The organism is Burkholderia sp. 4NA327C6 (genome assembly GCF_005502655.1).
GTDB lineage: Bacteria > Pseudomonadota > Gammaproteobacteria > Burkholderiales > Burkholderiaceae > Burkholderia > Burkholderia contaminans.
Genome location: NZ_SCNZ01000038.1, coordinates 42,706 through 69,187, shown reverse-complemented (window position 1 = coordinate 69,187; position 26,482 = coordinate 42,706). Strand labels below are relative to the sequence as shown.

General features: G+C 67.7%; 25 protein-coding genes. 15 read left to right on the top strand and 10 right to left on the bottom strand.

Going from position 1 to position 26,482, the window contains the following annotated elements:
- Positions 1-118: 118 nt before the first annotated feature.
- From FFS49_RS30355 to FFS49_RS30345, 3 genes are read right to left on the bottom strand one after another with little or no spacing between them, the layout of a single operon-like run.
- The gene (locus FFS49_RS30355) at positions 119-1,654 is read right to left on the bottom strand and encodes an efflux transporter outer membrane subunit (protein WP_105817740.1); all 1,536 of its coding nucleotides are present in this window, start codon (positions 1,652-1,654) and stop codon (positions 119-121) included.
- Positions 1,655-1,685: 31 nt separating this feature from the next.
- Positions 1,686-3,158, bottom strand: coding sequence for an efflux RND transporter periplasmic adaptor subunit (locus tag FFS49_RS30350; protein WP_105817741.1), 1,473 nt, complete (start codon positions 3,156-3,158; stop codon positions 1,686-1,688).
- 53 nt (positions 3,159-3,211) lie between these two features.
- The gene (locus FFS49_RS30345; protein ID WP_105817742.1) at positions 3,212-6,460 is read right to left on the bottom strand and encodes an efflux RND transporter permease subunit; all 3,249 of its coding nucleotides are present in this window, start codon (positions 6,458-6,460) and stop codon (positions 3,212-3,214) included.
- Positions 6,461-6,729: 269 nt separating this feature from the next.
- Between FFS49_RS30345 and FFS49_RS30340 the strand changes: the two genes are divergently transcribed.
- Entirely contained in the window at positions 6,730-7,197 is a 468-nt protein-coding gene (locus FFS49_RS30340) for an MEKHLA domain-containing protein (RefSeq protein WP_039362637.1), read from the top strand.
- 235 nt (positions 7,198-7,432) lie between these two features.
- Positions 7,433-7,738, top strand: coding sequence for a DUF4148 domain-containing protein (locus tag FFS49_RS30335; RefSeq protein WP_105817743.1), 306 nt, complete (start codon positions 7,433-7,435; stop codon positions 7,736-7,738).
- Positions 7,739-7,809: 71 nt separating this feature from the next.
- Here the strand turns inward: FFS49_RS30335 and ansP are convergent, their stop codons facing one another.
- Positions 7,810-9,300 carry an L-asparagine permease gene (ansP, locus tag FFS49_RS30330; protein ID WP_105817744.1) on the bottom strand — a complete coding sequence of 497 codons (1,491 nt, stop codon included), beginning with the start codon at positions 9,298-9,300 and terminating at the stop codon, positions 7,810-7,812.
- A 469-nt stretch (positions 9,301-9,769) separates the two neighbouring features.
- Between ansP and FFS49_RS30325 the strand changes: the two genes are divergently transcribed.
- The 6 genes from FFS49_RS30325 to FFS49_RS30300 all read left to right on the top strand — a co-directional run bounded on the left by FFS49_RS30325 (position 9,770) and on the right by FFS49_RS30300 (position 13,465).
- Entirely contained in the window at positions 9,770-10,576 is an 807-nt protein-coding gene (locus tag FFS49_RS30325) for a transporter substrate-binding domain-containing protein (RefSeq protein ID WP_039362642.1), read from the top strand.
- A gap of 89 nt (positions 10,577-10,665) precedes the next feature.
- Positions 10,666-11,352 (top strand): amino acid ABC transporter permease, encoded by a 687-nt coding sequence (locus FFS49_RS30320; RefSeq protein WP_105817745.1) that lies wholly within the window; start codon positions 10,666-10,668, stop codon positions 11,350-11,352.
- Entirely contained in the window at positions 11,349-11,999 is a 651-nt protein-coding gene (locus FFS49_RS30315; RefSeq protein WP_039362645.1) for an amino acid ABC transporter permease, read from the top strand. The genes FFS49_RS30320 and FFS49_RS30315 overlap by 4 nt, the downstream gene beginning before the upstream one ends.
- A complete protein-coding gene (locus tag FFS49_RS30310; RefSeq protein ID WP_039362646.1) occupies positions 11,986-12,735 on the top strand; it encodes an amino acid ABC transporter ATP-binding protein in 750 nt (249 codons plus the stop codon). Before FFS49_RS30315 ends, FFS49_RS30310 begins: the two co-directional genes overlap by 14 nt.
- A gap of 173 nt (positions 12,736-12,908) precedes the next feature.
- Positions 12,909-13,199 (top strand): DUF4148 domain-containing protein, encoded by a 291-nt coding sequence (locus FFS49_RS30305; RefSeq protein WP_105817746.1) that lies wholly within the window; start codon positions 12,909-12,911, stop codon positions 13,197-13,199.
- Complete coding sequence (locus tag FFS49_RS30300) at positions 13,196-13,465, top strand: hypothetical protein (protein WP_039362649.1); 270 nt, start codon at positions 13,196-13,198, stop codon at positions 13,463-13,465. Before FFS49_RS30305 ends, FFS49_RS30300 begins: the two co-directional genes overlap by 4 nt.
- Here FFS49_RS30300 and FFS49_RS30295 read toward each other — a convergent pair.
- A complete protein-coding gene (locus tag FFS49_RS30295) occupies positions 13,393-14,535 on the bottom strand; it encodes an FAD binding domain-containing protein (protein WP_105817789.1) in 1,143 nt (380 codons plus the stop codon). The genes FFS49_RS30300 and FFS49_RS30295 overlap by 73 nt on opposite strands.
- A 451-nt stretch (positions 14,536-14,986) precedes the next feature.
- On the opposite strand from FFS49_RS30295, the gene FFS49_RS30290 reads away from it, so the two are divergent.
- From FFS49_RS30290 to FFS49_RS30275, 4 genes are read left to right on the top strand one after another with little or no spacing between them, the layout of a single operon-like run.
- The gene (locus tag FFS49_RS30290; RefSeq protein WP_105817790.1) at positions 14,987-15,223 is read left to right on the top strand and encodes a DUF1427 family protein; all 237 of its coding nucleotides are present in this window, start codon (positions 14,987-14,989) and stop codon (positions 15,221-15,223) included.
- A complete protein-coding gene (locus FFS49_RS30285; RefSeq protein ID WP_039362650.1) occupies positions 15,205-15,942 on the top strand; it encodes a YoaK family protein in 738 nt (245 codons plus the stop codon). The genes FFS49_RS30290 and FFS49_RS30285 overlap by 19 nt, the downstream gene beginning before the upstream one ends.
- Positions 15,943-15,994: 52 nt before the next feature.
- Positions 15,995-16,948, top strand: coding sequence for a glyoxalase (locus FFS49_RS30280; protein ID WP_071336232.1), 954 nt, complete (start codon positions 15,995-15,997; stop codon positions 16,946-16,948).
- On the top strand, positions 16,945-18,435 hold the full coding sequence (locus FFS49_RS30275) for an alginate export family protein (protein WP_105817747.1): 1,491 nt from the start codon (positions 16,945-16,947) through the stop codon (positions 18,433-18,435). The genes FFS49_RS30280 and FFS49_RS30275 overlap by 4 nt, the downstream gene beginning before the upstream one ends.
- Before the next feature lie 249 nt (positions 18,436-18,684).
- On the opposite strand, the gene FFS49_RS30270 is transcribed toward FFS49_RS30275, so the two are convergent.
- Together FFS49_RS30270 and FFS49_RS30265 are read right to left on the bottom strand one after the other, a co-directional pair.
- Positions 18,685-19,593: a LysR family transcriptional regulator gene (locus FFS49_RS30270; protein ID WP_105817748.1), complete on the bottom strand. Its 909-nt coding sequence runs from the start codon at positions 19,591-19,593 to the stop codon at positions 18,685-18,687.
- Positions 19,594-19,744: 151 nt separating this feature from the next.
- The gene (locus FFS49_RS30265; RefSeq protein WP_047852778.1) at positions 19,745-20,026 is read right to left on the bottom strand and encodes a XapX domain-containing protein; all 282 of its coding nucleotides are present in this window, start codon (positions 20,024-20,026) and stop codon (positions 19,745-19,747) included.
- A gap of 306 nt (positions 20,027-20,332) precedes the next feature.
- Between FFS49_RS30265 and FFS49_RS30260 the strand changes: the two genes are divergently transcribed.
- From FFS49_RS30260 to FFS49_RS30250, 3 genes are all read left to right on the top strand, one after another.
- Complete coding sequence (locus FFS49_RS30260; protein ID WP_039362658.1) at positions 20,333-21,019, top strand: hydrolase; 687 nt, start codon at positions 20,333-20,335, stop codon at positions 21,017-21,019.
- A 166-nt stretch (positions 21,020-21,185) separates the two neighbouring features.
- A complete protein-coding gene (locus tag FFS49_RS30255; protein ID WP_039362659.1) occupies positions 21,186-21,353 on the top strand; it encodes a DUF1427 family protein in 168 nt (55 codons plus the stop codon).
- Positions 21,354-21,372: 19 nt separating this feature from the next.
- Positions 21,373-23,262, top strand: coding sequence for an amidohydrolase (locus FFS49_RS30250; protein WP_105817749.1), 1,890 nt, complete (start codon positions 21,373-21,375; stop codon positions 23,260-23,262).
- A gap of 389 nt (positions 23,263-23,651) precedes the next feature.
- Here FFS49_RS30250 and FFS49_RS30245 read toward each other — a convergent pair whose 3' ends face one another.
- The 3 genes from FFS49_RS30245 to FFS49_RS30235 form a co-directional block, all read right to left on the bottom strand.
- The gene (locus tag FFS49_RS30245) at positions 23,652-23,993 is read right to left on the bottom strand and encodes a hypothetical protein (protein ID WP_124615767.1); all 342 of its coding nucleotides are present in this window, start codon (positions 23,991-23,993) and stop codon (positions 23,652-23,654) included.
- 227 nt (positions 23,994-24,220) lie between these two features.
- Entirely contained in the window at positions 24,221-25,126 is a 906-nt protein-coding gene (locus FFS49_RS30240; RefSeq protein WP_105817750.1) for a LysR family transcriptional regulator, read from the bottom strand.
- A 287-nt stretch (positions 25,127-25,413) separates the two neighbouring features.
- Positions 25,414-26,334 (bottom strand): AraC family transcriptional regulator, encoded by a 921-nt coding sequence (locus FFS49_RS30235; RefSeq protein ID WP_105817751.1) that lies wholly within the window; start codon positions 26,332-26,334, stop codon positions 25,414-25,416.
- Positions 26,335-26,482: the final 148 nt, after the last annotated feature.

The following is a 26,482-nucleotide window of genomic DNA, read 5'->3' as shown; positions in this document are numbered from 1 at the left end:
AACGGGAGCATAGGTATGCCGTTGTGAGGTGACGTCGACGAGCCGTATTACCGACGTGCAGCCTTTCATCCGCCGATCGACGAGTTGGAATGGCGCTACGGCTGCGCGCCTCTCACGTTCAACCGGCCGCCGGCAGCGTGACGGCGGGATTGGACCGCGCGGCCGCTACGGGTTCCTTCTTGCCCGTGTTCGATTCCGCGCCCGAGCCCGCGCCCGCCTGCCAGCCGCCGCCCAACGCCTTCAGCAACCCGACTTCGGCCTCGATCCGGCGCGCGTCGATCTGATCGGCCGTGCGCCGGTTCGTCAATGCGATCGTCTGCGCGGTCACCACGTCCAGATAGCTGACTGCGCCCGCGTTGAAGCGGTTCGTCGTCAGCCGCAGCGACAGGTCGGCCGCGTCGGTCGCGCGCTGCTGGCTGCCGGCTTCGGACGCGAGCGCATCGAGCGCGGACAATTGATCCTCGACCTGCTGGAACGCCACCAGCACGGTTTGCCGGTAATCGGCGACCGCGCCGTCGTATTGTGCATGCGCGCCGCGCAACGACGCGCTGCGGCGGCCGCCATCGAACAGCGTGCCGGCGAGTTGCGGGCCGAGCGACCAGAACAGGCTCGGCGCGGCGAGCCACGGCGCGAAGAACGAACTCTCGAGCCCTGCGCTCGCCGACAGCACGAGGTCCGGAAAGAACGCCGCACGCGCCTCGCCGATCTGCGCGTTCGCGGCCGCGACACGGCGTTCGGCCGCCGCGATGTCGGGCCGCCGCTCCAGCAGTTGTGACGGCACGCCGGCCGGGATGGCCGGCACGTGGAACGCCTGCACGCGCGGCGGCAGCGCGAACGTCGACGCGCTTTCGCCGACGAGCGTCGCGATCGCGTGCTGCAACTGCGCACGCGACGCGTCGATGTCGGTGTCCTGTGTGCAGGTCGATTCGAGTTGCGTCTCGGCCTGTGCAACCGCCGACGCGTCGATCGCACCGGCCGCGAGTTGCTGCTTGAGCAGCGTCAGCGCGTCGGCGTACGCGTGCACGGTGTCGTCGAGGAGTTGCTTTTGCGTGTCGAGCGAGCGCAGCGCGAAATAGTCAGTCGCGAGTTCGGCCGTGACCGACAGCTTCACGGCCTGCAGGTCGGCCGCGCTCGCGGCGGCGTTCGCCTGCGCGCCCGTCACCGCGTCGCGCACGCGGCCGAATACATCGGGTTCCCAGCTCGCGGCCACGCCGGCCTGGTAATCGGGCGTCGTCTTGCCGGCGAGCGACGAGCCGAGCCGGTTTTGCGACACGCGCGCGCGGCTTTGCGCGACGCCTGCCGTGATCGTCGGCAGGAACCCGGCGTGCTGATAGTCGACCATCGCGCGCGCCTGCTGCAGACCGGCGAGCGCTTTCTTCACCGTCTGGTTCGACACGTCGACGCGCGCTTCGAGCGCGTTCAGATCGGCGTCGTCGAACACGGTCCACCACGCGCCGCGCGCGGCGTCGTCCGCGGGCATTGCGGCGCGCCAGCCGGCTTGCGCGGCCGGTGCGGCCGGCGCGCCAGCATAGTGCGCGGGCACCGCGACGGCGGGCGGCGAATAGGGCGGCAGCGTCGAGCAGGCGGTCAGTGCGGCGGCGGCGCCGAGCGCGACGACGCGGCGAGCGAACGGGAGCGGATGAGGAAGGCGCATGGCAGGCATCTCGTGGGTGGTCGTCGATGGGTTAGCCGTGGGCGGGCGCCGGAGCGGGTGTTGACGCAGCGGGTGCGACGCCGGCTGCGCGCAGCGGCGGCACGTCGCGCGCACCGGTCGCGGACGCCGGTTGTGTGGCCTGTGTGGCCTGTGCGGTCTGAGCGGACGTAGCGGACGTAGCGGACGAGGCAGACGAAGCAGACGAAGCAGACGAAGCAGACGAAGCAGACGAGGCAGCCACCGGCGCCGCATCGCGCGAGGTCGACACGATCTTTACCGCTTCCCCGGCCGTGATCGCATCGCCCGGGTTATCGATCACGCGATCGCCTGCCGCGAGCCCCGAGACGATCTCGACGCGCGTGCCGAAATCCCGCCCGATCTGCACGGTCTTCAGCGCCGTACGCCCGTTCGCGCCGACGGTGGCGACCGTCACGCCGCCCGGGCGGAACAGCAGTGCGCTGACCGGCAGGTCGAGCGCCGGTGCCGCGCTCGGCACGACGAGATGCGCCTGCGCATACGCGCCGGGCATCAGCGCGCCGTCGCGGTTGTCGACGTCGATCTCGACGCGCAGCGTGCGCGTGACGGGATCGATCGCGCCCGCGCTGCGCGCGACACGCGCGGCAAAGCGCCGCCCTGGGTACTGCGGCGTCGTCAGGTAAACGGACGTGCCGGCCGACACGCCGGTCGCGCTGTCCTGCGGCACGTCGACGAACACACGCAGCGTGTCAGTCTGTTCGAGATGGAACAGTTCGCCGGACAGGCCCGGGCTGCCCGGCGTGCCGCCCGCGGTGACGAGCGTGCCGACGTCGACGTTGCGTGCGGTGATCACGCCGTCGAACGGTGCGGCGACGGACTCGTACGACACGAGTTCGGCAAGATGCGCGACGTTCGCCTGCGCGGATGCGAGCATCGCACGCTTCGCGTTCATGTCGGCCACCTTCGTGTCGGTGTCCTGCTGCGACACCGACTGCGTTTTCAGCATGTCCTGCCAGCGCTGTGCGGTCGATTTCGCGTAGTCGTAGTTCGCCTGCGCGCTTGCTTCGTCGGCACGCGCCTGGCGCAACTGCGCGTCGAGATCGGGCGCCGAGATCTGCGCGAGCGGCTGGCCGGCCTTCACGTGCGCGCCGAGATCCGCGCTCCAGTGCGCGATATAGCCGCTGGTGCGCGCATAGATCGACGCTTCGGCGAACGGCATCACCGAGCCGGGCAGCGTCAGCGTCTGGTCGGCGGGTGCCGTGCCGGGTGCGATCACCGATACGGGCAGCGCTTGTTGCGCGGCCACCTGCGCGCGCTGCGCGGCGCGCGCATCGACGCGCGGCACGATACCGATCGCGAGCAGCGCGGCGGCGAGCGCGACGGCGGCAAGCGGCACGGTCAGCTTGCGGCCGCGGCGGGCCGGCGGCGTATCGGGGGCGGCGCCGCGCGCGGCGGGCGGCACGGCTGCGGGCACGGTGGCCGCTTCGGCGGCGGGCGGCGGAGCGACGGGTTCGATCGAGTCGTTCATGATGGGTCCGGGGTCGGGCGAATCGAAGGATGAGAAGGGGCAGGCATGCGTGCTCAACGCAGCGCCGGCGTATCGGGCGCGTGCGGCGCGCGCCGGGCGGCCGCGGCGTCGCGACGCTGCGCGAGCCACGCATGGACGAAGCCGAACAGCACCGGCACGAACAGCAGCGTCGATATCGTGCCGAACGCAAGCCCGCCGATCACCGCGCGGCCGAGCGGCGCGTTCTGCTCGCCGCCGTCGCCGAGGCCGAGCGCCATCGGCAGCATGCCGATCAGCATCGCGAGCGCGGTCATCAGCACCGGGCGGAAGCGGCTGAACCCGGCGTCCAGCGCGGCCTGCCACGGCGACTCGCCGGCCGCGAGCAGTTCGCGCGCCGTGTTCACGACGAGGATGCTGTTCGCGGTTGCGATGCCGATGCACAGGATCGTGCCGGTCAACGCGGGCACCGACAGCGTGGTGCGCGTGACGAACAGCATCCACGCGATGCCGGCGAGCGACGCCGGCAGCCCGCCGACGATCACGAGCGGATCGAGCCACGACTGGAAGTTCACGACCATCAGCAGGTAGACGAGCGCGATCGCGAGCACCAGGCCGCCGAGCAGCCCGGTGAACGACTCATGCATCGCCTGCACCTGGCCGCGCAGCACGATCGACGAGCCGGGCGGCAGTTGCGCGCGGGCTTCGTCGACGAGCTTCGTCACGTCGGCCGTGACGCCGCCGAGGTCGCGCCCCTGCACCGACGCGAAGATGTCGAGCACCGGCTGCACGTTGTAGTGCGACACCACGGCCTGCTGCGTCGCGCGCGAGAACGTGCCGAGCGAGCCGAGCAGGTTCTGCGCGGGCGCGCCCGCGGCCGGGCCGGCGGCCGGCGTCTGCGGCGGGCGCGCGGTGCCGGCGGGCAGCGGCACGTTCGCGAGCGACTGCAGCGAATTCACCGTGTATTGCGGCGTCTGCACGAGCACCGGGTAACTGACGCCGTTGCGCGGATCGAGCCAGAAGTTCGGCGTCGTCTGCGAGCTGCCGGACAGTGCGATCAGCAGGTTCTGCGCGACGTCGCGCTGCTCGAGGCCGGCCTGGATCGCCTTCGTGCGATCGACGTTCACGTTGATCGCCGGCTCGTCGCCCGGCTGCTGGATGCGTGCGTCGACGAGCCCGCGCACGCCGCGCAGCTTCGCGAGCAGCGCATTCGCGACCGCGCGGTTCTGGTCGAGCTTGTTGCCGACGATCTGGATGTCGATCGGCGCGGGCAGCCCGAAGTTGAGAATCTGGCTGACGATGTCGGCCGGCAGGAACGCGAACGTCACGCCGGGGAACGCCTGCGCGAGCACGTTGCGCAGCTTCGCCACGTATGCGGCGGTCGACGCGTGATTCGGCTTCAGCGTGACGAGCACGTCGGCGTCCTCGGTGCCGATCGGATCCGACGAGTCGTACGTGAGGTTGATCCCGCTCACCGGCACGCCGATGTTGTCGAGCACGCCGGCCAGTTCGTTGGCCGGAATCACGCCGCGGATCTTCGCTTCGACTTCGTCGGTGAGCCGCGCGGTTTCCTCGATCCGCGTGCCGGTCGGGGCGCGCAGGTGCAGGCGGATCTCGCCGGTGTCGACCGACGGGAAGAAATCCTGCCCGGCGAATGCGTAGAGGCCGGTCGATGCGACGCAGGCGAGCAGGAACGCGGCCGCGAAGCGGCGGCGCCGCGCGATCGCCGCCGACAGCAGCGCGCGATAGCGCAGCCGCACGGCCTCGAAGCGATGCTCGAACGCGGCCTGGAAACGCGCCACATGCACGAGGGGCGCGAATACACCGCGCGGCGGCCGGCCGCTGCCCTTGGCGCGCATCAGCGCCATCGCGAGCGTCGGCACCAGCGTGCGCGAGAAGAAGTACGACGCGATCATCGCGAAGATCACCGCCTCGGCCAGCGGCACGAACAGATAGCGCGCGACGCCGGTCAGCAGGAACATCGGCACGAACACGATGCAGATCGACAGCGTCGACACGAAGGTCGGCACCGCGATTTCGCCTGCGCCGGTCAGGATGGCCTCCTCGAGCGGCGCGCCGAGCTCGAGATGATGCGTGATGTTCTCGATCGCGACCGTCGCGTCGTCGACGAGGATCCCGACCGCGAGCGCGAGCCCGCCGAGCGTCATGATGTTGATGGTCTGGCCGAGCACGGCGAGCGCGAGCAGCGACGTGAGCACCGCGAGCGGGATCGTGATCGCGATGATCAGCGTCGCGCGCCAGCTGCCGAGAAACAGCAGGATCATCAGCGCGGTCAGGCACGCGGCGATCAGCGCCTCGCGCACGACACCCTGGACGGCCGCCTTCACGAACACCGACTGATCGTCGAGCGGCGAAATGTGCAGCGCCTTCGGCAGCCCGGCCGCGATCTTCGGCAGCATCGCCTTCACCTGGTCGATGATCGTCAGCGTCGATGTGCTGCCGGTCTTCTCGACCGTCAGCAGCGCCGCGCGCTTGCCGTCCGCCCGCACGATGTTGGTCTGCGGCGCGTAGCCGTCGCGAACGTGCGCGACGTCGCGTACGTACACGACATTGCCGCCGATCGTCTTCACCGGCAGGTCGTTCAGCGCGGCGACGGTCTGCGTGCTGCCGTTCATCTGCACGTTGTATTCGTGCGTGCCGATCTTCGCGGTGCCGCCCGGCAGGATCAGGTTCTGCGCGTTGATCGCGTTGACGACGTCGATCGGCGCGAGTCCTTTGGCCTGCAGCGCGCGCGTGTCGAGATCGACGACGATCTGGCGGATCTTGCCGCCGAACGGCAGCGGCACGGCCGCGCCCTGGACGGTCGCGAGCTGCGTGCGGATGAAGCTGTTGCCGAGGTCGTACAGCTGCTGCTCGGCGAGCGTGTCGCTCGACAGCCCGAGCTGCAGGATCGGCACGGTCGACGCGTTGTACGTGATGATGTTCGGCGGCAGCGTGCCGGGCGGCAGGATGCGCAGGATCGACGCGGCGTTGCTCGCGGCTTCCGCGATCGCGCGATTGATGTCGGCGCCGGGGTGAAAGAAGATCTTCACGACCGACACGCCGTTCAGCGACTGCGACTCGATATGCTCGATGTCGTCGACGTCCGACGTGAGCGCGCGTTCGTAGTTCGACGTGATCCGCTTGGCCATGTCTTCGGCGGAGAAGCCGTTGTACGACCACACGATGCTGACGACCGGAATGTCGATGTTCGGGAAAATGTCCGTCGGCGTGCGCAGCAGCGCGAGCGGCCCCGCGATGAAGATCAGCAGCGCGAGTACGACGAACGTGTAGGGCCTGCGTAGCGCCAGCCGGACGATCCACATGATGGTGCTCCTCGAAGCGGGGAATGGACGCGCATTCGATGCGACGAGCACGCAGTCTGCCGGCGCGGCGTTGACCCGACCCTGACTCGAGGATTACGAAACCGTTATCTGGGCCGGCGCGATGGCATCGGCCGTGCGGCGGGCCGCGCAGCGCGATGCGGGCGGCCCGAACCCTCGCCGCCGACTGCGGCGCGCCGCTTCGTCCATATAATGTCCGGCGGCAAACCTTCGCTCATTCGCGTATCTCGCCGATTTCAGGAGCCAGACCGATGTCGTTGCGCACCGATGCAAACTTCTTCCGCCTTCTTGCCGACTCGTATCGCCGGCTCGTGAACCATCCGCTCGTGCCCGACGGCATGAGCGCATCCGACGGCGCTGCGTGGCTGTACGAGGCGGCGCCGTTCGGCGTGCTTGCGCACGACACGTCGGCCGATCCGGTGTTCGTGTACGGCAACAGGCGCGCGCAGGCGATTTTCGAATACGACTGGGATGAACTGACGGCGTTGCCGTCCCGTCTGTCGGCGGAGCCGATGGAGCGACACGAGCGCCAGGTGTTTCTCGACAAGGTGATGCGCGATGGCTTCGTGTCCGAATACCGCGGCGTGCGGGTGACGAAGTCCGGCAAGCGGTTCTGGATCGAACGCGCGACCGTGTGGCAGCTCATGGACGCGGACGGAATCGTGCACGGCCAGGCCGCGATGATTCCGGAAGTGCGGCCGCTCGACGCGCCCGCATGAACGCGACGATCGACTGGCATGCGCGTCGCGTCGCGGGCCCGCGCTGTGTCCGGCGAACCGGGGCGGCCCGCCCACGACGCGCGGCGGCGCTCAGATGACAAAACCGTAATCGAAGCCTCACCTTCAGGAAAGCGCGTGAATCGCAGAATGAATCCAACTCTTCATCACATCGATGGGGAGCGGATGTCCGGCCTGATCCGCGGACGCGAATACGCCAACTTGAGAGGTGAACGTCATGAACAACCTGATTCGTGCAGTCCTGCTTTCCTGCGCACTGAGCGCACCGATCGTCGCATTTGCACAAACCACCGACCATGCGGTCACGCGCGCCGACGTGCGCGCCGATCTCGTCCGGGTCGAGAAGGCCGGTTATCGGCCAATCAGCAACGATCCGAACTATCCCGAAGACATCCAGGCCGCCGAGGCGAAGGTCGCCGTGCAGCAAGCCCAATCTGCCGCCGCACGGCCCGCCGACGCAGCAAAGACAGCTACGTCATCGCTCGCGTCGCTCGACACCCAGTCTTTGTACGAGCATCACTGAATGCGGCTGTCGACCGCCGTCCGCGGCCCGACGGCGGTTCTTTCAGCAGACGGCGCGCATGCCGCAGCAAGTCAGTTGTCGCCCTTCTCGAGCACGTTCTGCGTGAGCGCGATCGACGGGATCGTCGGCTTCAGCAACGCGCGGCGCGCGCGACGGCTCAGCCAATTCCAGCCGGCCACGAGCAGCAGCGCGACCAGCGGGATCGACGCAATCGTCCACGTGCCGTTCGGGTAGTCGAAGGCCATCAACACCAGCACGCCGAGCAGGAACAGCAGCGTGAGCCACGACGTCACGGGCGCGCCGGGCATCCTGAACGATACGTCTTCCACGTCGCCGCGCCTGACCGCGGCGCGTAACTTCATCTGGCACACGACGATGAAGCCCCAGGTGCTGATGATGCCGAGCGACGCGATGTTCAGCACGATCTCGAACACGCTCGACGGCACGAGATAGTTGAGCAGCACGCCGACCACATAGATCGCGACCGTCACCAGAATGCCCGCGTACGGGACGGATTGCCCGCTCATCCGCGCGAGGAACGCGGGGGCCGAGCCGCCCATCGACAGCGAACGCAGAACCCGCCCCGTCGAATACAGGCCGGAATTGAGGCTCGACAGCGCGGCCGTCAGCACCACCAGGTTCATCACCGAGCCGATGCCCGGCACGCCGAGCGCGCCGAAGAACGTGACGAACGGGCTCTGGCCCGCCTTGTACGCACTCCACGGCAGCAGGCAGACCAGCAGAACGACCGATGCAACGTAGAAAATCGCGATGCGCCAGATCACGTTGTTGATCGCGCGCGGCAGCACCTTGCGTGCATCCTTGCATTCGCCGGCGGCCGTGCCGACCAGTTCGACGCCCGCGAACGCGAACACCACGCCCTGCACCAGCACCAGCGCCGGCATCAGCCCGTGCGGAAAGAACCCGCCGTTATCGGTGATCAGATGCAGGCCGGTGCCATGGCCGGCCACCGGCATGCCCGTGCCGAGGATCGCCGCGCCGATCACGAGAAACAGCACGATCGCGGCGACCTTGATCAGCGCGAACCAGAACTCCATTTCCGCGAACCACTTCACGCCGATCAGGTTCATCGTCGCGACGATGCACAGCGCGACGAGCGCGAAGATCCACTGCGGCACGGCCGCGAACGGCGCCCAGTAATGCATGTAGAGCGCGACGGCGGTGATGTCGACGATGCCGGTCATCGCCCAGTTCAGGAAGTACATCCAGCCTGCGACGAACGACGCCTTCTCGCCGAGGAATTCGCGTGCGTACGACACGAAGCTGCCGCTGCTCGGGCGATGCATCACGAGCTCGCCGAGCGCGCGCAGGATCAGGAACGAAACCGCGCCGCAGACGAGATAGACGATCGCGAGCGCCGGGCCGGCGGCCTGCAGCCGGGCGCCGGCGCCGAGAAACAGCCCGGTGCCGATGGCCCCGCCGATCGCGATCATCTGCACCTGTCGATTGCCGAGGGTCTTGTGATAGCCAGCTTCGTGCGATTCGAGCCAGCTGCGTTTGTCGGTTTCGCCGGTTGTCGACGGGTCGGGAATCGATGCCATGACGGTTTCCTCGCGCACGGATGGGATTGGATTCATCCCGATCGCGGATGATCGGGACCACCGGTACCGGGGGGCCGGCGCGCGCAATCGCGCGCGCCCGTCCTGATGGCGATTCGTCGGACGTGACGAAAGGCACGGTACGTCGCGAACGTATTCAGCCGTAATTCCGGTCACAAACGGAATGCAAATTTGGACTGGGCCGGTTCGAATCCATGCATAGGGTGTCGGTGCCGGGTGAACCGGTTAGGTAATTTGGTGCGCCGGCGCGCGCTGCGGGGGCAACCGTTACCGACGGCGCCGGCGCATGCACCGAAATGAGGAATCCGGCTCGCCGAAAGGTCGCTGAAATTTCCGTCTCGTGCCGGTGCGGCAAGCGTTTCACGGCGATGGCCCGGTTTTTGCTGATGTGGTGTCGGCCGCGCAACGGTTGCGCGCTGCCCGACGACACACCAGACAAGGAAGATTCACCGTGAGCCCGACGACCCGACCGTTCCCCCGACGCACCTGGCTGGCCGCGCTGCTTGCCGCCCCCGTGATCGCGCTGTTTGCCGCTGCGCCGGCCCATGCCGATGCGCTCGACACCATCGCGAAAAACGGCACGCTGCGCGTCGCGGTGCCCGAGGACTATCCGCCGTTCGGTTCGGTCGGCACGGACATGCAGCCGCAGGGCTACGACATCGACATGGCAGGACTCCTTGCCAAGGCGCTCGGCGTCAAGCTGAAGCTGGTGCCGGTGAACAGTGCGAACCGGATTCCGTACCTGACGACCAACAAGGTCGACATGGTGATTTCCTCGCTCGGCAAGACGCCGGAGCGCGAGAAGGTCATCGATTTCTCGAGCGCGTACGCGCCGTATTTCCAGGGCGTGTTCGGGCCGTCCGACGTGAAGGTGAGCACGCCCGCCGACCTCACCGGCAAGACGGTCGGCGCGACGCGCGGCGCGCTCGAGGAGATCGCGCTGTCGCAGCTCGCGCCGAACGCGACGATCAAGCGTTTCGAGGACAACAACGCGACGATCCAGGCATTCCTGTCGGGGCAGGTCCAACTGATCGCTGCGGGCAACATCGTCGCGGCGGCGATTCTCGCGAAGAATCCGCCGCGCCGCCCCGAGGTCAAGTTCGTGATCAAGAATTCGCCGTGCTTCGTCGGCGTCAACAAGAACGAACCGCGCCTGCTCGCGAAGATCGACGATGCGATCGCGCATGCGAAGCAGGACGGCTCGCTCGGCGAGCTGTCGCGCAAGTGGCTCGGCCAGCCGCTGCCGGCCGGGCTGTGACGTATCGCAGTGCAGCCTGACACGTCGCCGCGGCCGGGATGCCCGGCACGGCGCGTGTCGTTGTCCGAACCCGAATCTATCCGCTTCCCATGAGCTACCAGCTTCAATTCGGCGAACTCGCCGATTACGCCGGCGTGTTCGCGAGCGGCGCGGCGATCACGCTCGCGCTGACGGCGGTCGCGACCGTGCTCGGCGTGGCCGTCGGCGTGCTCGGCGCGGCCGCGTACAGCGCCGACGCGCGCGCGGCCGTGCGGTTGCGCCCGCTGATCGGCGCGTACGTCGAGGCGATTCGCAATACGCCGTTCGTCGTCCAGCTGTTCTTCATCTTCTTCGGCTTGCCGGCGCTCGGCGTGCACATCGACGAATACACGGCCGCGATCTTCGCGATGACGCTCAATCTCGGCGCGTACTCGGTCGAGATCGTGCGCGCGGGCGTGGCCGCCGTGCCGAAAGGGCATCTGGAGGCGGCGTCCGCGCTGGCGATGTCGCGCGCGCAGATGCTGCGCCATGTCGTGCTGCCGCAGGCGCTCGCCAAGGTGTTTCCCGCGCTGTCGAGCCAGATCGTGATCACGATGCTCGGTTCGGCGGTCGTGTCGCAGATCTCGGTGGCCGATCTGACCTATGCGGCCAGCTATATCCAGTCGCGCAACTTCCGCGCGTTCGAGACGTACTTCGTGATCACGCTCGCGTACCTGGCGATGGCGCTGCTGATGCGCGCCACGCTCGGCGCGATGGGGCGCCGCCTGTTCTCCCGCCGCGTGCGAGGTGCGCGATGACCGATTTCACGTTCGGGCAGATTCTCGCGAACCTGCTGCTGGCCGCGCGCTGGACGATCGTGCTGTCGATCGTGTCGTTCGTCTCCGGCGGCCTCGTCGGCCTCGGGCTGCTCGTGATGCGCGTGTCGAATTCGACGGCGCTGCGCGGCATCGCCAAGCTCTATATCGAAGTGTTCCAGGGCACGCCGTTGCTGATGCAGCTGTTCATCGTGTTCTTCGGCCTGCCGCTCGTCGGGCTCGACGTTTCGCCGTGGGTCGCGGCCACGGCGGGGCTCACGTTCTTCACCAGCGCCTATCTGGCGGAGATCTGGCGCGGCTGCGTCGAGGCGGTGCCGAAAGGGCAGTGGGAGGCGTCGGCCAGCCTCGCGATGAGTTATGTCGAGCAGTTGCGCCACGTGATCCTGCCGCAGGCCGCGCGCATCGCGATCGCGCCGACGGTCGGCTTCGGCGTGCAGGCGGTGAAGGATACGGCGCTGGTGTCGATCATCGGCTTCACCGAGCTGACGAAGGTCGGTATCGCGATCTCGAACGCGACGTTCCGGCCGTTCGTCGTGTATGGCCTCGTCGCGCTGATCTATTTCGCGCTCTGCTATCCGCTTACCCGTTATGCGCGCACGTTGCAAAGGAGATGGCATGCCGCTCGTTGAAACCCGGGGTCTCGAAAAGAACTTCGGCACCCATCATGTGCTCAAGGGCATCGATCTGTCCGTCGAGCGCGGGCAGGTCGTGTCGATCATCGGCCGCAGCGGCTCGGGCAAGAGCACGCTGCTGCGCACGCTCAACGGGCTCGAGAGCATCGACGCAGGCACGATCTCGGTCGACGGCGAACGCGTCGATGCACGGCATGCGGACTTGCGTGCGCTGCGGCTGAAGGTCGGCATGGTGTTCCAGCAATACAACCTGTTTCCGCATTTGAGCGCCGGACAGAACGTGATGCTCGCGCAGTCGGTGGTGAAGAAGTCGCACCGCCAGCAGGCGCGCGCGATCGCGGAGCTGATGCTCGAGCGCGTCGGCCTCGGCGACAAGTTCGACGCGTTTCCGGAACACCTGTCGGGCGGCCAGCAGCAGCGCGTCGCGATCGCGCGTGCGCTCGCGATGAAGCCGAGCGTGCTGCTGTGCGACGAAATCACGTCGGCGCTCGATCCCGAGCTCGTCGGCGAGGTGCTGGGCGTGATCGAGCAACTCGCGCGCGAGGACATGACGCTGATCATGGTCACGCACGAGATGAACTTCGCGCGTGCGGTGAGCGACAGGATCGTGTTCATGCACCAGGGGCGCGTGTGGGAGACCGGGACGGCCGACGAGATCTTCGAGCGTCCGCAGACGGTGGAATTGACGCGGTTTCTGGGCAGCGTGCGGAACCCGGAAACGGCTACGCGCTGACTGACACGGCCGTGCGGCCGGGCCGCGACCAGATGACAGGACCGTAATCGAAGCCTCACCTTCCGGAAAGCGCGCGAATCGCAGAATGGACACCACTCTTCATCACATCGATGCGGAGCGGATGTCCGGCCTGATCTGCGGACGCGAACACGCCATCTCGAGAGGTGAACGTCATGAACAACCTGATTCGTGCAGTCCTGCTTTCCTGCGCACTGAGCGCACCCATTGCCGCATTGGCGCAAACCGCCGACCCTGCGCTCACACGCGCCGACGTGGTCGCCGACCTGATTCAGGCGGAACGCGACGGCACGCTGCCCACACCGAACTGGGACTATCCGCCGAGCGCGCAGACGATCGCGCGCAATCGCGAACTGTATGCGATCGCGCACGGCGAGCCGCGCACCGCGACGGCGAGCGTGGGAACGCCTGCGGCGGCGCCGGTCTCGACGGCGAGCGCGCAATGAAGCGGGCCACGGTATCGGCACGCGCGGCGGGCCTGGCGCTCGCCGCGTTGCTCGCGGCCCATGGCGCGCCGGCCGCCGCGCGCGGCCAGCCGCAACTGCCCGACGACGATGGCGGGCGTGCCAGCGTGCTGCGCGCGCTCAACCCGTCGAGCGAGACGCTGCGCCGGCCCGCCGACGCGCGTCCGGCCCACGTTCAGGCCGCGCCCATCAAGCGGGCGCCCAGCGCGATGCCGCGCGCAGCGATCACCGCGCTCGCGGCGCGCTGACGCGCGTCCCAACCCGCCAGCGCGGCGCCGAACCCGCGGCCGTGGCCGACTTCGCGCAGCGCTTGCGCGAGGCCGACCGCGTCGTCCGCCGCTTTCGCGACACCGGCCGCCGTGTGCGGGCGAACGAGGCACGCGGCGTCGCCCAGCAGCACCGCACGCCCCACCGCCATCCGTTCGACCGCGAGATCCTGGATCGCCTGCGCGAACGGCGCGGGTGTCGCGTCGACGAGCGCGGCGAGCGTCGGTGCGAGCATCCGGCCAGCGGCGTCGACGAGTTCCGCGCGGTTGTCGTCGCGCATCGCGCCGGGCGGCAGCGACCCGTCGCGCTGCGTGCCGTCGCGCGCCAGGAACAGCGACGGCAGCCGGTCGGACGCGAGACGCCGGTACCAGACCCAGTTCACGCGCCGCTTGCCTGCCTCGGTCGCGCCGTCCGCACCGGGCACCAGATAGGTGAGGAACAGGTGCGCGTCGCCTTGCTGAAACGTGAAGCGCTCGCGCAGCAGATACAGCACCTGTTCGGGCAGCACCCGCTCGTCGACGAGCCCGCGCCAGGCGACATAGCCCGCATACGTCGGCCGCACGTCCGGCATCAACTGCGCACGTACCGCCGAGCGGCCGCCGTCCGCACCGATCAGCAGGTCGGCCGTCTCGGCGTGGCCGCTCGCGAAATGCGCGACGATGCGCTCGCCGTCCTGCTCGAATCGCTCGAACGCGTCGCCCGCATGGACGATGCAGGCCGGCAGCGCGCGCTTCAACGCCGTGTAGATCACGTTCCACGCGGTCTGCGTTTGCGGCATCGCGAAGCGTTGCACGATGCGGTCGTGCGCATCGACGTAGATCCGGTCGATCGAATCGACGGCGGCCTCGCGCGGCAGCGGTACGTTGCCGAATGCGAACGCCCGCTCGATCGGCGGCTGCAGCACGATGCCGCCGCCGCGGCTGTCCAGGTCGTGCGGTGATTGCTCGAATACGTCGACGTCCCAGCCGGCTGCGCGCAGTGCGGTCGCGGTGAACAGCCCGCCGACCGACCCGCCGACGATGACGGCCTTGCGGCCCGATCCGTGTTCCATCCGATGTCTCCCGATGATGGCCGAGCATAGGGCAAGCACCGGACGCAGCGGTTGAATCGTTCTGAAGCGGCCCGGGTGACAGCGTGACGCGTGCGCCGCCGCTCGATCCCGGCGGCGGTTGGCGGAGGCGGCGGATGCCACGCATTGCGGTGCGGCCGGCGTGCCGTTCAGGAATGCGTCGGCCCGCCGTTCGATTTCGGCGTCGAGATCGTCGGGCACCGGCAATCCACATACCCACTTGCGCACGCCGGGACGGAAGAGGCTCGCGTGCAGGCGCCAGACCCGTTCGATTTCCGCGTTGCGCCGCGCTTCCGACACCGGCGTTGCTTCAGAAGAATTCAGTTCGCCGCCATGACTTTCAGGTGCGCGTCCCCTAGTCTTGCTACCGAACCGCCGCATGGGCCGGGCGCCGTCCGTCCGGCCCGGCGCGGCGGCGCAACCGGAACGGACCATGCCCTACCTGATCCCGCTGGGAGCCGGCATCGCAGTCGGCCTGCTGTATGACCTGGTGCGCAGGCAATCTTGCGCGCCGCCGCGGATCGCACTGGCCGGGCTGCCCGGCATCGTGCCCGGCGAGCACGCGATCCCGTTCGTGCCGGCGCACGTGTGCCCGCCGGCCGCACAGGTCCAGGAGGCGGACTCCACCGGCAAAACCACGGAAACCACGACATGCAACCTGGACAAGTAACGGCCGCCGGTGCGGCCGCGCCCGATCGCCTGCCCGGCGAGGACGTTTTTCTCGCGTCGATCGCGGGCTATGTCGACACGCTCGGCTTCGTCGCGCTGTTCGGCCTCTTCACCGCCCATGTGACCGGCAACTTCATCCTGATCGGCTCGGGCCTGGCCGGGGTCGGGCAGGGGCTGCTGATCAAATGGCTCGCGTTTCCGGCGTTCATCGCCGGGATCGTGGCCGCGCGCCTGCTCGACCACCGGATGCGCGTGCGCGGCCACGGCGCGCGTGCCTGTTCGCTGTATGCATTGCAGGCGATCCTGCTCGCCGGCTTCATGTTCGCGGGGATCGCGGCGTCGCCGATCGGCAGCGCCGATGCGCCCGCGACGATCGTCTGCGGGCTGCTCGGCGCGGCGGCGATGGGCGTGCAGAACGCGCATGGCCGGCTGACCGCGCGCTCGGTGGTCGCCAACACGGTGATGACCGGCAACGTCACGCAGGCCGTCATCGATGCATTCGACTGGCTCGTGCCGATCGCCGCGCCGGCCGAACGGGACGCCGCCCGCGCGCGGCTGCAGCGCACGCTGCCGCCGGTGGCCGGTTTCGCACTCGGCGCGGGCGCCGGCGCGACTGCTTACCTGTATGCCGCGTTCTGGGCGCTCGCGCTGCCGCTCGCGGTGCTGGGCTTTCTCACGTATCGATCCGCGCGCGCGGCCGAGCTGCCGGCCTCGCGCTGAACCCGTTTTCGTGCGCAGCGTGCCGCTGCGCGCCACCTTCAAGGAGAACCCGATGATTTCACTGAACCTGCGCCACGTGCTGCGCATGACGACCGCGTCGACGGCGATGCTCGCCGCGTTGCTGGCGGCCGCCCCGTCGCATGCCGACGAAACGCATCTGGACGACACGGCGCGCCAGCCGGCCGCCGCGCGCTTCCCGGCAGTCGCGGTCGGCCCGCAGTACGACACGACGCACGTGTGCGTGGCGCCGGAAGACTTCGACCGCTTCACCGACAGCTTCGTCGCGACGTTCGGCGGCAAGAAGTCGAAGCAGGGCGTGTTCCAGGTCACGCCGACGCCGAGCCAGACGATGTCGCAACTGGTGCTCACGCCGGTCGGCACGATCTCGGTGTTCGGCTTCAAGACGCCGATCCCGTATCCGTTCTGCGAGGAGCGCACCGGCTATCTGGTGACCGACATGGACGTGGCCGTGAAGTCGGCGCGTGCGCATGGCGCGGACGTGGTCGTCGCGACGTTCCCCGATCCGATCGGGCGCGACGCGATCATCCGCTGGCCGGGCGGCGTGAACATGCAGCTGTACTGGCACACGCAGGCGCCGAATTACGACCCGCTGCAGACGGTGCCGGAAAACCGCGTGTACGTGTCGCCGGAACGCGCGAGCAAGCTCGCGCACGACTTCGCCGCGTTCTCGCACGGCAAGATCGTGTCGGACGTGCGCAAGGCGCCGGGCATCGAGATCGGCCGGCCGAACGACACGTACCGCCGCATTCGTATCGAATCGGGCTTCGGCAAGATGACGGTGCTCGCGACGGACGGCCATCTGCCTTACCCGTTCGGGCGCGAGATGACCGGCTATGAAGTCGCCGACCTGGCCGCGACGCTGAAGCAGGCGGAAGCCGCGGGCGTGACCGTGCTCGTGCCGCCGTTCACGTCGGACGGCCGTGACGCGGCGCTCGTGCAGTTCCCGGGCGGCTACGTCGCCGAAATCCACGCCCGGTCGAAATGACGGTGCGCCGGCCGATCAAACCATCGTGGCGCGGCGCGCTGCCGGGCGTCGTGCTGGCCGGCGGCGTCGCGCTGCATGCCGGGACGGCGGCCGGTGCCGATGCGCCGGCCGCCGCAGCCGCTCAGCCGCTGGCGCCGACGCCGGCGGCCGCGAGCGCCGCCGTGTCGTGCACTGCGAAGCGTCCGACCGTGCTGTTCAACCGCTGGCAGGAGGACTGGTCGGTACTCGCGAACCCGTGCGTGCCGCGCAAGCCGTTCGACGCACTGAAATACGTGCCGCTCGGCGATGACCCGTCGACCTACCTGTCGCTCGGCGCGAACCTGCGCGAGCGTTTCGAGCTGAACAACGCGCCGCTGTTCGGCCTCGGCTCCGCGCACGACGACAACTACGTGATCCAGCGCACGAACGTGCACGCGGACCTGCGCTATCGCGGCCATCTGCAGGCGTTCGTGCAGTTCGTCGATGCGCGGCCGTTCGGCAAGAATACGGTCGGCCCAGTCGACAAGGACCAGCTCGACATCGAGCAGGCGTTCGTCGCGTATGTCGACCAGATCGGCCCCGGCACGTTGAAGACGCGGGTCGGCCGGCAGGAGATGGCGTTCGACTTGCAACGCTTCGTGTCGGTGCGCGACGGCCCGAACGTGCGGCAGGCGTTCGACGCGTTGTGGGCCGATTACGAAATCGGCAAGTGGCGGCTGATCGGCTACGTGACGCGCCCGGTGCAGTATCGCGACGCGGCCGCGTTCGACGACGTGTCGAACCGGCACCTGCGATTCGACGGCGTGCGCGTCGAGCGCAACGGCACGGGGCCCGGCGACCTGTCCGCGTACTGGTCGCGCTACACGCGCGACAACGCGCGCTTTCCTGATGCGTCGGGCACCGAGCGGCGCGACGTGTTCGACATGCGCTACGCAGGCAAGGCCGACGGGCTCGACTGGGACGTCGAGGCGATGCTGCAGACGGGCCACGTCGGGCAGGACACGGTGGGCGCGTGGGCGTTCGGCGCGCTGGGCGGCTATACGTTCGCGAAGACGGCCGGCACGCCGCGCATCGGCATCCAGATCGACGGCGCGTCCGGCGATGCTCACCCGGGCGATCGGCGCGTCGGCACGTTCAACCCGATGTTTCCGAACGGCTATTACTTCACGCTCGCCGGTTACACCGGATACAGCAACCTGATCCACGTGAAGCCGTCGCTGACGTTCAAACCGGCGAGCTCGGTCACGGTGCTCACCGCCGTCGGCTTCCAGTGGCGGCAGACGACGGCCGATGCGATCTATGGGCAGGGCATGTCGGCCGTGCCGGGCACGGCGGGCAAGGGCGGCGCGTGGACGGGGATGTACGCGCAGGCTCGCGTGGACTGGCTCGTCAATGCGAACACGGCCCTGGCCGTCGAGGCGGTGCACTTTCAGCTCGCCGATTCGATTCGCGCACTGGGCGCGCGCAATGCCGACTATGTCGGCGTGGAAGCGAAGTTCGGTTGGTGACGCGGCGCGCGCCGCCGCTGTTTGTCAGGGCGGCGCGCGTGTGACCGAACGACGCCAGGCACGGGGCAGGGAGCCCCCGACCTGCGCCGATGCGTCGTTCAGACGGTATTGATCGGAACAGGAAACGTCGCAAACGGCCCCGATCTCGGCGAAGGTCGGGTCGGCGTGCCGATCGGATGCGGAGCATGCGTCATACGTCGCCCGAGCAGCTAGTGGCGCTGCCGTCGGACGGTCGCAGAAAAGGTGGCGTCACGCCGGCGCGGTGAGCCGGTCGACGAGGTCCCGGCGATCAAGTTGCTCGACCCACCAATGTAGCGCCTGGCCAGCCTCGTCGGCACGCCACGCGATATAGCAATGAGTCGTGTCGCGCATGCCTGTGACCTCACGTGCGACGAGCCTGCCTTGCGCGATCGCGGGCGTTGCTATGCAGTCCGGCAGCGTGCCCACCGCGAGTCCTTCGCATTGCGCGGCCAGTTTCGCGGCGAGCGTCGGCACGGCAAGATACGGTTGCCCGGCATCGACGGCGACCGAGCGCGGTTGCAGTTCGCGGGACGTGTCGGAGATCACCGCGGCGCGATACGCGACGACGGACGACATCGACAGCGGTTCGGGCAGGGCGGCGAGCGGATGGGACGGGGCGACCGCGAATACGTGCCTGAGCGTGCCGATCGGATGGGCCACGATGTCCGGCAGCTCCGGGGGCTCACCCGCTGCGCCGACGACCAGGTCGGCGCGCCGCGAAACGAGCGCATCCCAGGTGCCGCCGAGCACTTCGGTGGACAGTCGCAGCCGCGTGTCCATTTCAAGGTCGTAGAACGCGTGCACGTACGGCCACATCGTGTCCAAAGGCAGGATCTCCGCGATGCAGATGCGGACCTCTGTTTCCCAACCTTGCTGTGCGCGTTGCGCTTTGCGTTCCAGCTGTTCGGCGGCGCGCAGCAGCCGACGGCCTTCTTCGACGACCACGCGGCCCGCGTGCGTGAGCCTGGCGCGACGCCCGCTGCGATCGAACAACGCGACGCCGAGGTCACTCTCGAGCTTCTGGACGAGGTACGTCAGTGCGGACGGCACGCGATGCATCAACTCCGCGGCGTCGGCGAACGTCCCGGTGCGGTCGATCGCGTCCAGTGCCTCGAGTGCTTCGAAGGACAGCTTCATGGCGAATCTCACTGCGAAAGAGACATCGGGCGGCCAGCTTCAGGCTGACGGCGGTGCATCCGATCCCGTCTGGATGCGGTTCATCGACGAACGTCCTGACGCACGCGCAAGCGCCCCGACCGTCCCGGTCGCATTCGCTCGAACCGTCGGATCACGTCGGCGTCGATTCACGGCGCTTCGCGGCAGCGTCAGGCGCATGGGCGCCCGGCAGCGCACCGAACATGTGCTGGCTGCACTTCGCTTCGCGCCATGCGGTTCCCAGCCGGATTCCGCCGAACATCCGTCGCGCGAGCGGAAGGATCTGTTCGCCGGCCAGGATGCCGAGCAGGCCCGCCAGCGCGACGGCGGGCGGCGCCGGCGATTGCACGCCGATCAGCGCGTAAACGATGCCGGCGAGGATGCCGGCGAACAGCGAAGCAGAGTACGGTTTCATAGGTTTGAAATGGCGTGACGACAGTAAAAAATAGGGATAACTACCGATCTGGCGTCGATCCGAATTTCCTGGGTCAGCCTATCAGTTCCGCATGTGCGTTGTGGGTCCATTCAATGAAATTCAGATCTTTTCAGCCTGGATTCATGAAGGTCGCGGGAATCAGAACAATTAATTGGTGTGGCCGCTCATTCGCCTGTTGAATGATGGTGGCCGGCTGTCGAGCCTTCCGACCAACGCGTTCGACGCGTTGCGGATTCGTCGGCCCGGCGAGCCTCATTTCTCCCTGCGTCAAAGGACATCACCGCCATGAGCAACCCCAAGCTTGAAGTACTTACCCCGCACAACAGCCAACTGATCTTCATCGATCAGCAGCCGCAGATGGCGTTCGGCGTGCAATCGATCGATCGCCAGACGCTGAAGAACAACGTCGTCGGGCTCGCGAAGGCTGCGAAGGTCTTCAACATCCCGACCACGATCACGACGGTCGAAAGCGAGAGCTTCTCCGGTCACACGTATCCGGAGCTGCTCGACGTTTTCCCGAACCAGAAGACGCTCGAACGCACGTCGATGAATTCGTGGGACGACCAGAAGGTGCGCGACGCACTGGCCGCAAACGGCCGCAAGAAGGTGATCGTGTCCGGCCTGTGGACCGAAGTCTGCAACACGACGTTCGCACTGTGCGCGATGCTCGAAGGCGACTACGAAATCTACATGGTCGCCGACGCGTCGGGCGGCACCACGCAGGCCGCGCACGACTTCGCGATGCAGCGCATGGTGCAGGCGGGCGTCGTGCCCGTCACGTGGCAGCAGGTGCTGCTCGAGTGGCAGCGCGACTGGGCGCACCGCGAGACGTACGACGCCGTGATGGCGATCGCGAAGGAGCATTCGGGCGCGTACGGTATGGGTGTCGACTACGCGTACACGATGGTCCACAAGGCCGCGCCGCGCACCGCGACGCCGCACGAGTCGATCGCGCCCGTTCCGGCGAAGTAAGCGCAGAGGGCCAGCGATCGCTGATGCCGGTGCGGCGGGTTCGATTCGAACGCGCCGCATTGGCTTCATTGCGCGGGTGGCGTACGTGATCGAAACACGCATGCCGCCCGCAGCAGGCTGATTGGAAGACGGCCCTTGCATTCGAATTTTCCGGGAGATTCATCGCATGGAACCTTATCTGGTTTCCCTTGGTGCGGGCCTGCTGATCGGTGTGATTTACAGCGCCATCAAGGTTCGCTCTCCCGCACCGCCGCTGATTGCGCTGGTCGGGTTGCTCGGCATGCTGATCGGCGTGCAAGCCTTGCCCACCGTGAAACAGCTGCTTGGCTTCTGATCAATTAGAGGTGATGCATATGACCGCAACCGTGACCCAGCCGGATCTGATCCTGCATAACGGCAGATTCACGACGCTCGACCGCGCGAACCCCGTCGCGACGGCTGTCGCGATTGCCGCCGGCCGCTTCGTCGCCGTCGGCAGCGACGCGGACGTGATGCCGCTCGCGGGCCGCGCGACGAAGGTGGTCGATCTCGGCGGCCGTGGCGTACTGCCGGGCCTGATCGACAACCACTGCCACGTGATTCGCGGCGGCCTGAACTACAACATGGAACTGCGTTGGGACGGCGTGCCGTCGCTCGCGGTCGCGATGGAAATGCTCAAGCGCCAGGTGGCCGTGACGCCCGCGCCGCAGTGGGTCCGCGTGGTCGGTGGCTTCACCGAGCATCAATTCGTGGAGAAGCGGCTCCCGACGATCGATGAACTCAATGCCGCCGCGCCGGACACCCCGGTTTTCATCCTGCACCTGTACGATCGCGCGCTGCTGAACGCGGCCGCGCTGCGTGTCGTCGGCTACACGAAGGACACGCCGGAGCCGCCGGGTGGGACCATCGTTCGCGATGCCGCCGGCAACCCGACCGGCCTGCTGCTTGCGAACCCGAACGCGACGATCCTCTACGCGACGCTCGCGAGGGGCCCGAAGCTGCCGTTCGAGTATCAGTACAACTCGACGCGCCATTTCATGCGCGAGCTGAACCGGCTCGGCGTGACGGGCGTGATCGACGCGGGCGGCGGCTCGCAGAATTACCCCGACGATTACGAAGTGATCCGCAAGCTGCATGACGCGGGCGAGATGACGATCCGCATCGCGTACAACCTGTTCACGCAGAAGCCGAATGCGGAGAAGGAAGACTTCGTGAACTGGACGAAGAGCGTTAAGTACCACGACGGCACCGACTACTTCCGCAATAACGGCGCGGGCGAGATGCTGGCGTTTTCCGCGGCCGACTTCGAAGACTTCCGGGTGGCACGCCCGGACCTGCCCGACCAGATGGAGGATGATCTCGAGGGCGTCGTGCGCGTGCTCGCGGAAAACCGTTGGCCGTGGCGCATGCACGCGACCTACGACGAGACCATCAGCCGCGCGCTCGACGTGTTCGAAAAGGTGAACGAGGACATCCCGCTCGAAGGGCTGAACTGGTTCTTCGATCATGCGGAAACCATCACCGAGAAATCGATGGACCGGATCGCCGCGCTCGGCGGCGGCATCGCGGTGCAGCACCGGATGGCGTACCAGGGCGAATACTTCGTCGAGCGCTACGGCGCGCAGGCGGCCGAAGCGACGCCGCCGGTCGCGAAGATGCTGTCGAAAGGCCTCAAGGTGTCGGCCGGCACCGACGCGACCCGCGTGGCGTCATACAACCCGTGGGTGTCGCTTGCATGGCTCGTCAGCGGCAAGACGGTCGGCGGCCTGCGGATGTACCCGCAGCGCAACCTGCTCGATCGGGAGACGGCACTGCGCATGTGGACCGAGTACGTGACGTGGTTCTCGAACGAAGAGGGCAAGAAAGGGCGCATCGCGGTGGGGCAGCTTGCCGACCTGGTGGTCCCGGATCGCGATTTCTTCGCGTGTGCCGAGGACGACATCGCCGGCACGACTGCGTTGCTGACGGTTGTGGACGGAAAGATCGTGTGGGGCGCGGGGCCGTTCCAGTCGTACGACGCGCCGATCCCTCCCGCGATGCCCGACTGGTCGCCCGTGCGCGAGTTCGGCGGCTATGGCGGCTGGGGCGCGACGCAGCGCGCCGGCGCGCCGCTGCAACGGGCGGCCGCCGCTGCGATGTGCGGTTGCGCGAACGCGTGCAACGTTCACCAGCACGCGCACGCGAGCGCATGGGCAAGTGCGCTGCCGACGTCGGACGCAAAGGACTTCTGGGGCGCGTTCGGGTGCTCCTGCTGGGCGGTCTGATACGGCGACGCAGACCGATGCGACACAGGCGGGACCCGGCAGGCAGTCGTCACGCAATTCGGTGACGATACGACGGCCGGGATAAAGCGATGTGCCCGCTCCATCCACGAGAAAGGTGGATGGAGCGGGCTGCCTTCGCAATATGTCGGATCAGGCAGATGGCGGCATGCGCCGCCAGGGCGACGAGTAGCGCCGGGATGTCGAGGCGCTCGGCGCACGGCGTCTGTCGAGATTCACTCAACGTTGGCCTATCTGCTTTGCCGTTCATTCAACCTTGAACTTTCAAGGGCAGCTTGGCCCGTTCGCGCACGGCCGACCGGCTCTCATCGACCCCGAACGGCCCTTCACCCTTCTCCAATCCGGTCGTTCATTTTGCAATTTCGGTGGATTCAAGGAGCCAGCCGAGAATTATCTGACACGGCGAAAGCCACACACTGGAGGTGACGACAAAGTTCACCGAGACGCTCAATAAACTGGTCGCGAGATGATGTTGACCATGCCTGACCAGAGCGCAGAGCGAGATGCGCGGAACCCACCGGGTCATTCGCCAGGGTGACTTCCAGACTATATTCCTCGCGATTCACGAACAGGCCGGTTGTAGCTCCCGGGAACTTGGCTTCAAAGATTCTCCGGACGGACTCGGCATCGCCCAAAGGGCTTACTTCGCGAACGGCGTTCAGACTTTCCGCATCGAGATTCGTTGGTTTAATGGCGATGATGTCAAAACTCATTACCGGTCCTTGTACGAGTTAGATTATGCAGGCGAGTTCCGAGGTTCTCCGGCGAATTGTCGACGATCTATGCGCCGATGTCGAAGGTCCCTTCATGGCCGAACCGAGCCACAGCGCAACCCTAAAGCTGGCGCACCGGCTCCGACCACAACCTTGAAGTAACTTCACAGGTCAACGTTGAGCGAGGGAAATTCCAAGTAGAGTGAATCTCGACACCGTCGCTTCTGTCAGGGCTCCGTGCGCGCGAGCGATTCGACGAAATCGATGAACGCGGTCACGCGTTTCGAGCCGCGCTGGTTCGGCAGGTACAGGGCGGTGATCACCGAGCGCGCCGAGCCGGGCGTCACGTCGTACCGTTCGAACAACCGTCGCAGGCGGCCCGCGTCGATGTCCGGGCCCACCATCCAGTCAGGGAGCAGCGCGATGCCGGCGCCGTCGAGCGCGGCTTCGCGCAGCACCTCGCTGTGATTCGATTTCAGCCGGCCGGCGACGATCACGGGCGTCGTGCCCCGTGCATCGGCGAACGTCCACGCCTGCTGGTCGGCGCCGAAGTGAAAGCGCAGGCACGCGTGATCGACCAGCTCGCCCGGCGTCGCGGGCGTGCCGTGTGCGTCGAGGTAAGCGGGGCTCGCGACCACGTAGCGGCGGAACGTGCCGAGCGGTCGCGCGACGACGTCCGCGCTTGGCGCGGCATCGCCGAGCCGGATCGCGACGTCGATCCGCGCGCTCACCAGATCGACACGTTCGTCGGTCAGCTGCAGGTCGACGTCGAGCTTCGGATGGCGCGCGACGAACGCGGCGACGTGCGGCGCGATCCGGCGCAGCCCATAGGCGACCGGCACCGACACGCGCAGCGGCCCGGACGGCTCGTCGCCGCGATCGGCGACGAGCGCGTCGGCATCCGCGAGTTCCTCCAGCACGCGTTTCGCCCGCGCATAGTAGACGGCGCCCGCATCGGACAGCGTGACCTGCCGCGTCGTGCGGTTCAGCAGCACGGTGCCGAGCGATGCCTCGAGCGCGTCCACCGCGCGCACGACCGACGAAGCGGCGAGGTCGAGACGCCGGCCGGCGCTCGAGAAGCCGCCGGCTTCCGCGACTTCCACGAACGCGCGCAGCGCGGAGAATTTGTCCATCGGAATGCCCTTGTGCGTGTTGCAAAGTCGCGTTGCATGCGGTTCGCATTCTAGCGCCGGGCGGCGCGGCCGCACGAGCTGTGCGTCGCCGCTTCAGCACGATTCAGGGTAGGGCGGGCACCATCGGCGGCGCTGGAGCGCAGCCGGCCGCGCGGCATCTCGTGCTGCCGTGCGTGGCATCCTGCTCGAAGTCAGGCGCGTGCACCATGTGTCACGGGCAAGACATGAACATCCACTGAGCAATCGGCCGGACTATCGGTGCGTACGACCGCGACCACGCAGATGCTTCAGCGCGAGCGTGCGCGCCGCCACGCGCCGGGCGGATGGCCGACGATCCGCGCGAAGACGCGGTTCAAGTGGCTCTGGTCCGCAAAGCCGCACGCGATCGCGATGTCGGCGAGCGTCATGTCGGATGTCTCGATCAGTTCGCGGGCACGCGTCACGCGCTGTTCGAGCAGCCACTGGTGCGGCGTGCGGCCGGTGGTGCGCGAGAACGCGCGGATGAAGTAGCCCCGCGACAGGTCGCATTCGCTCGCCACTTCCTCGATCGATACGCCCAGATCCGCCTTTTCCAGCAACAGCTCTTGCGCGAGCGCCAGTTTCGCCGGCGACAGGCTGCCCTTGTGGTCGAGTTCGGGCGTGCGCGCGTTGCCGTAACGGCGCACGAGGTGCGTGCCGATCGCGAGCCCCACCTGCTCGATGAACAGCGCGTTCAGCGGGCCGGGCGCGTCGAGGCTGCCGGCCACCGCGTGCGCGAGGTGGCCGAGCACCGGATCGCGCACGTCGGGGCGGCACGTGAGGCCGCCGATTGCCTGCCCGCCGTGCTCCGGGCCGACGCGCTCGAGATACGCGTGCGGCAGCTCGACCAGCACGAAGTCGAAGTTGCCGTACAGGTCCGCATGGAAGTGGCGCGAGAAATCGCGAATGTAGATCGAGTGATGCTGGAACCGGCGCTCGCTCGCGCCGGCGCGCCCATAGAGCGTGCGACGATGGCCGGCGGCCAGCGACACGCCGACCAGGAAGCCGCGGTCGCACGCGGGCATGTCGATGTGCTCCACGTGCGCTTCGCGCATGCATTTGCGGTGAAGCCGCAGGCCGCCGGTGGCGGTCTCGACGTCCTTCGCCAGCAAGCTGGCCACGCAACCGAGCGTGTCCTTCGGCGGTGGTGGCGGGGATACCGCCGGCGCTGCGGTAACGGAGTCTGACATGGAATTCCCGGGCAAGTGACTCGGCGCGCGAAATGGCGAGTCCAGTTTAGCGACGCATGTGAACATTCAAAATGAATTTGCACAAACGTCCGCTCGCGAATCTGACGAAATGCTTTCAATGACGGCGCGCGGCCGCCGCATCGCCCGT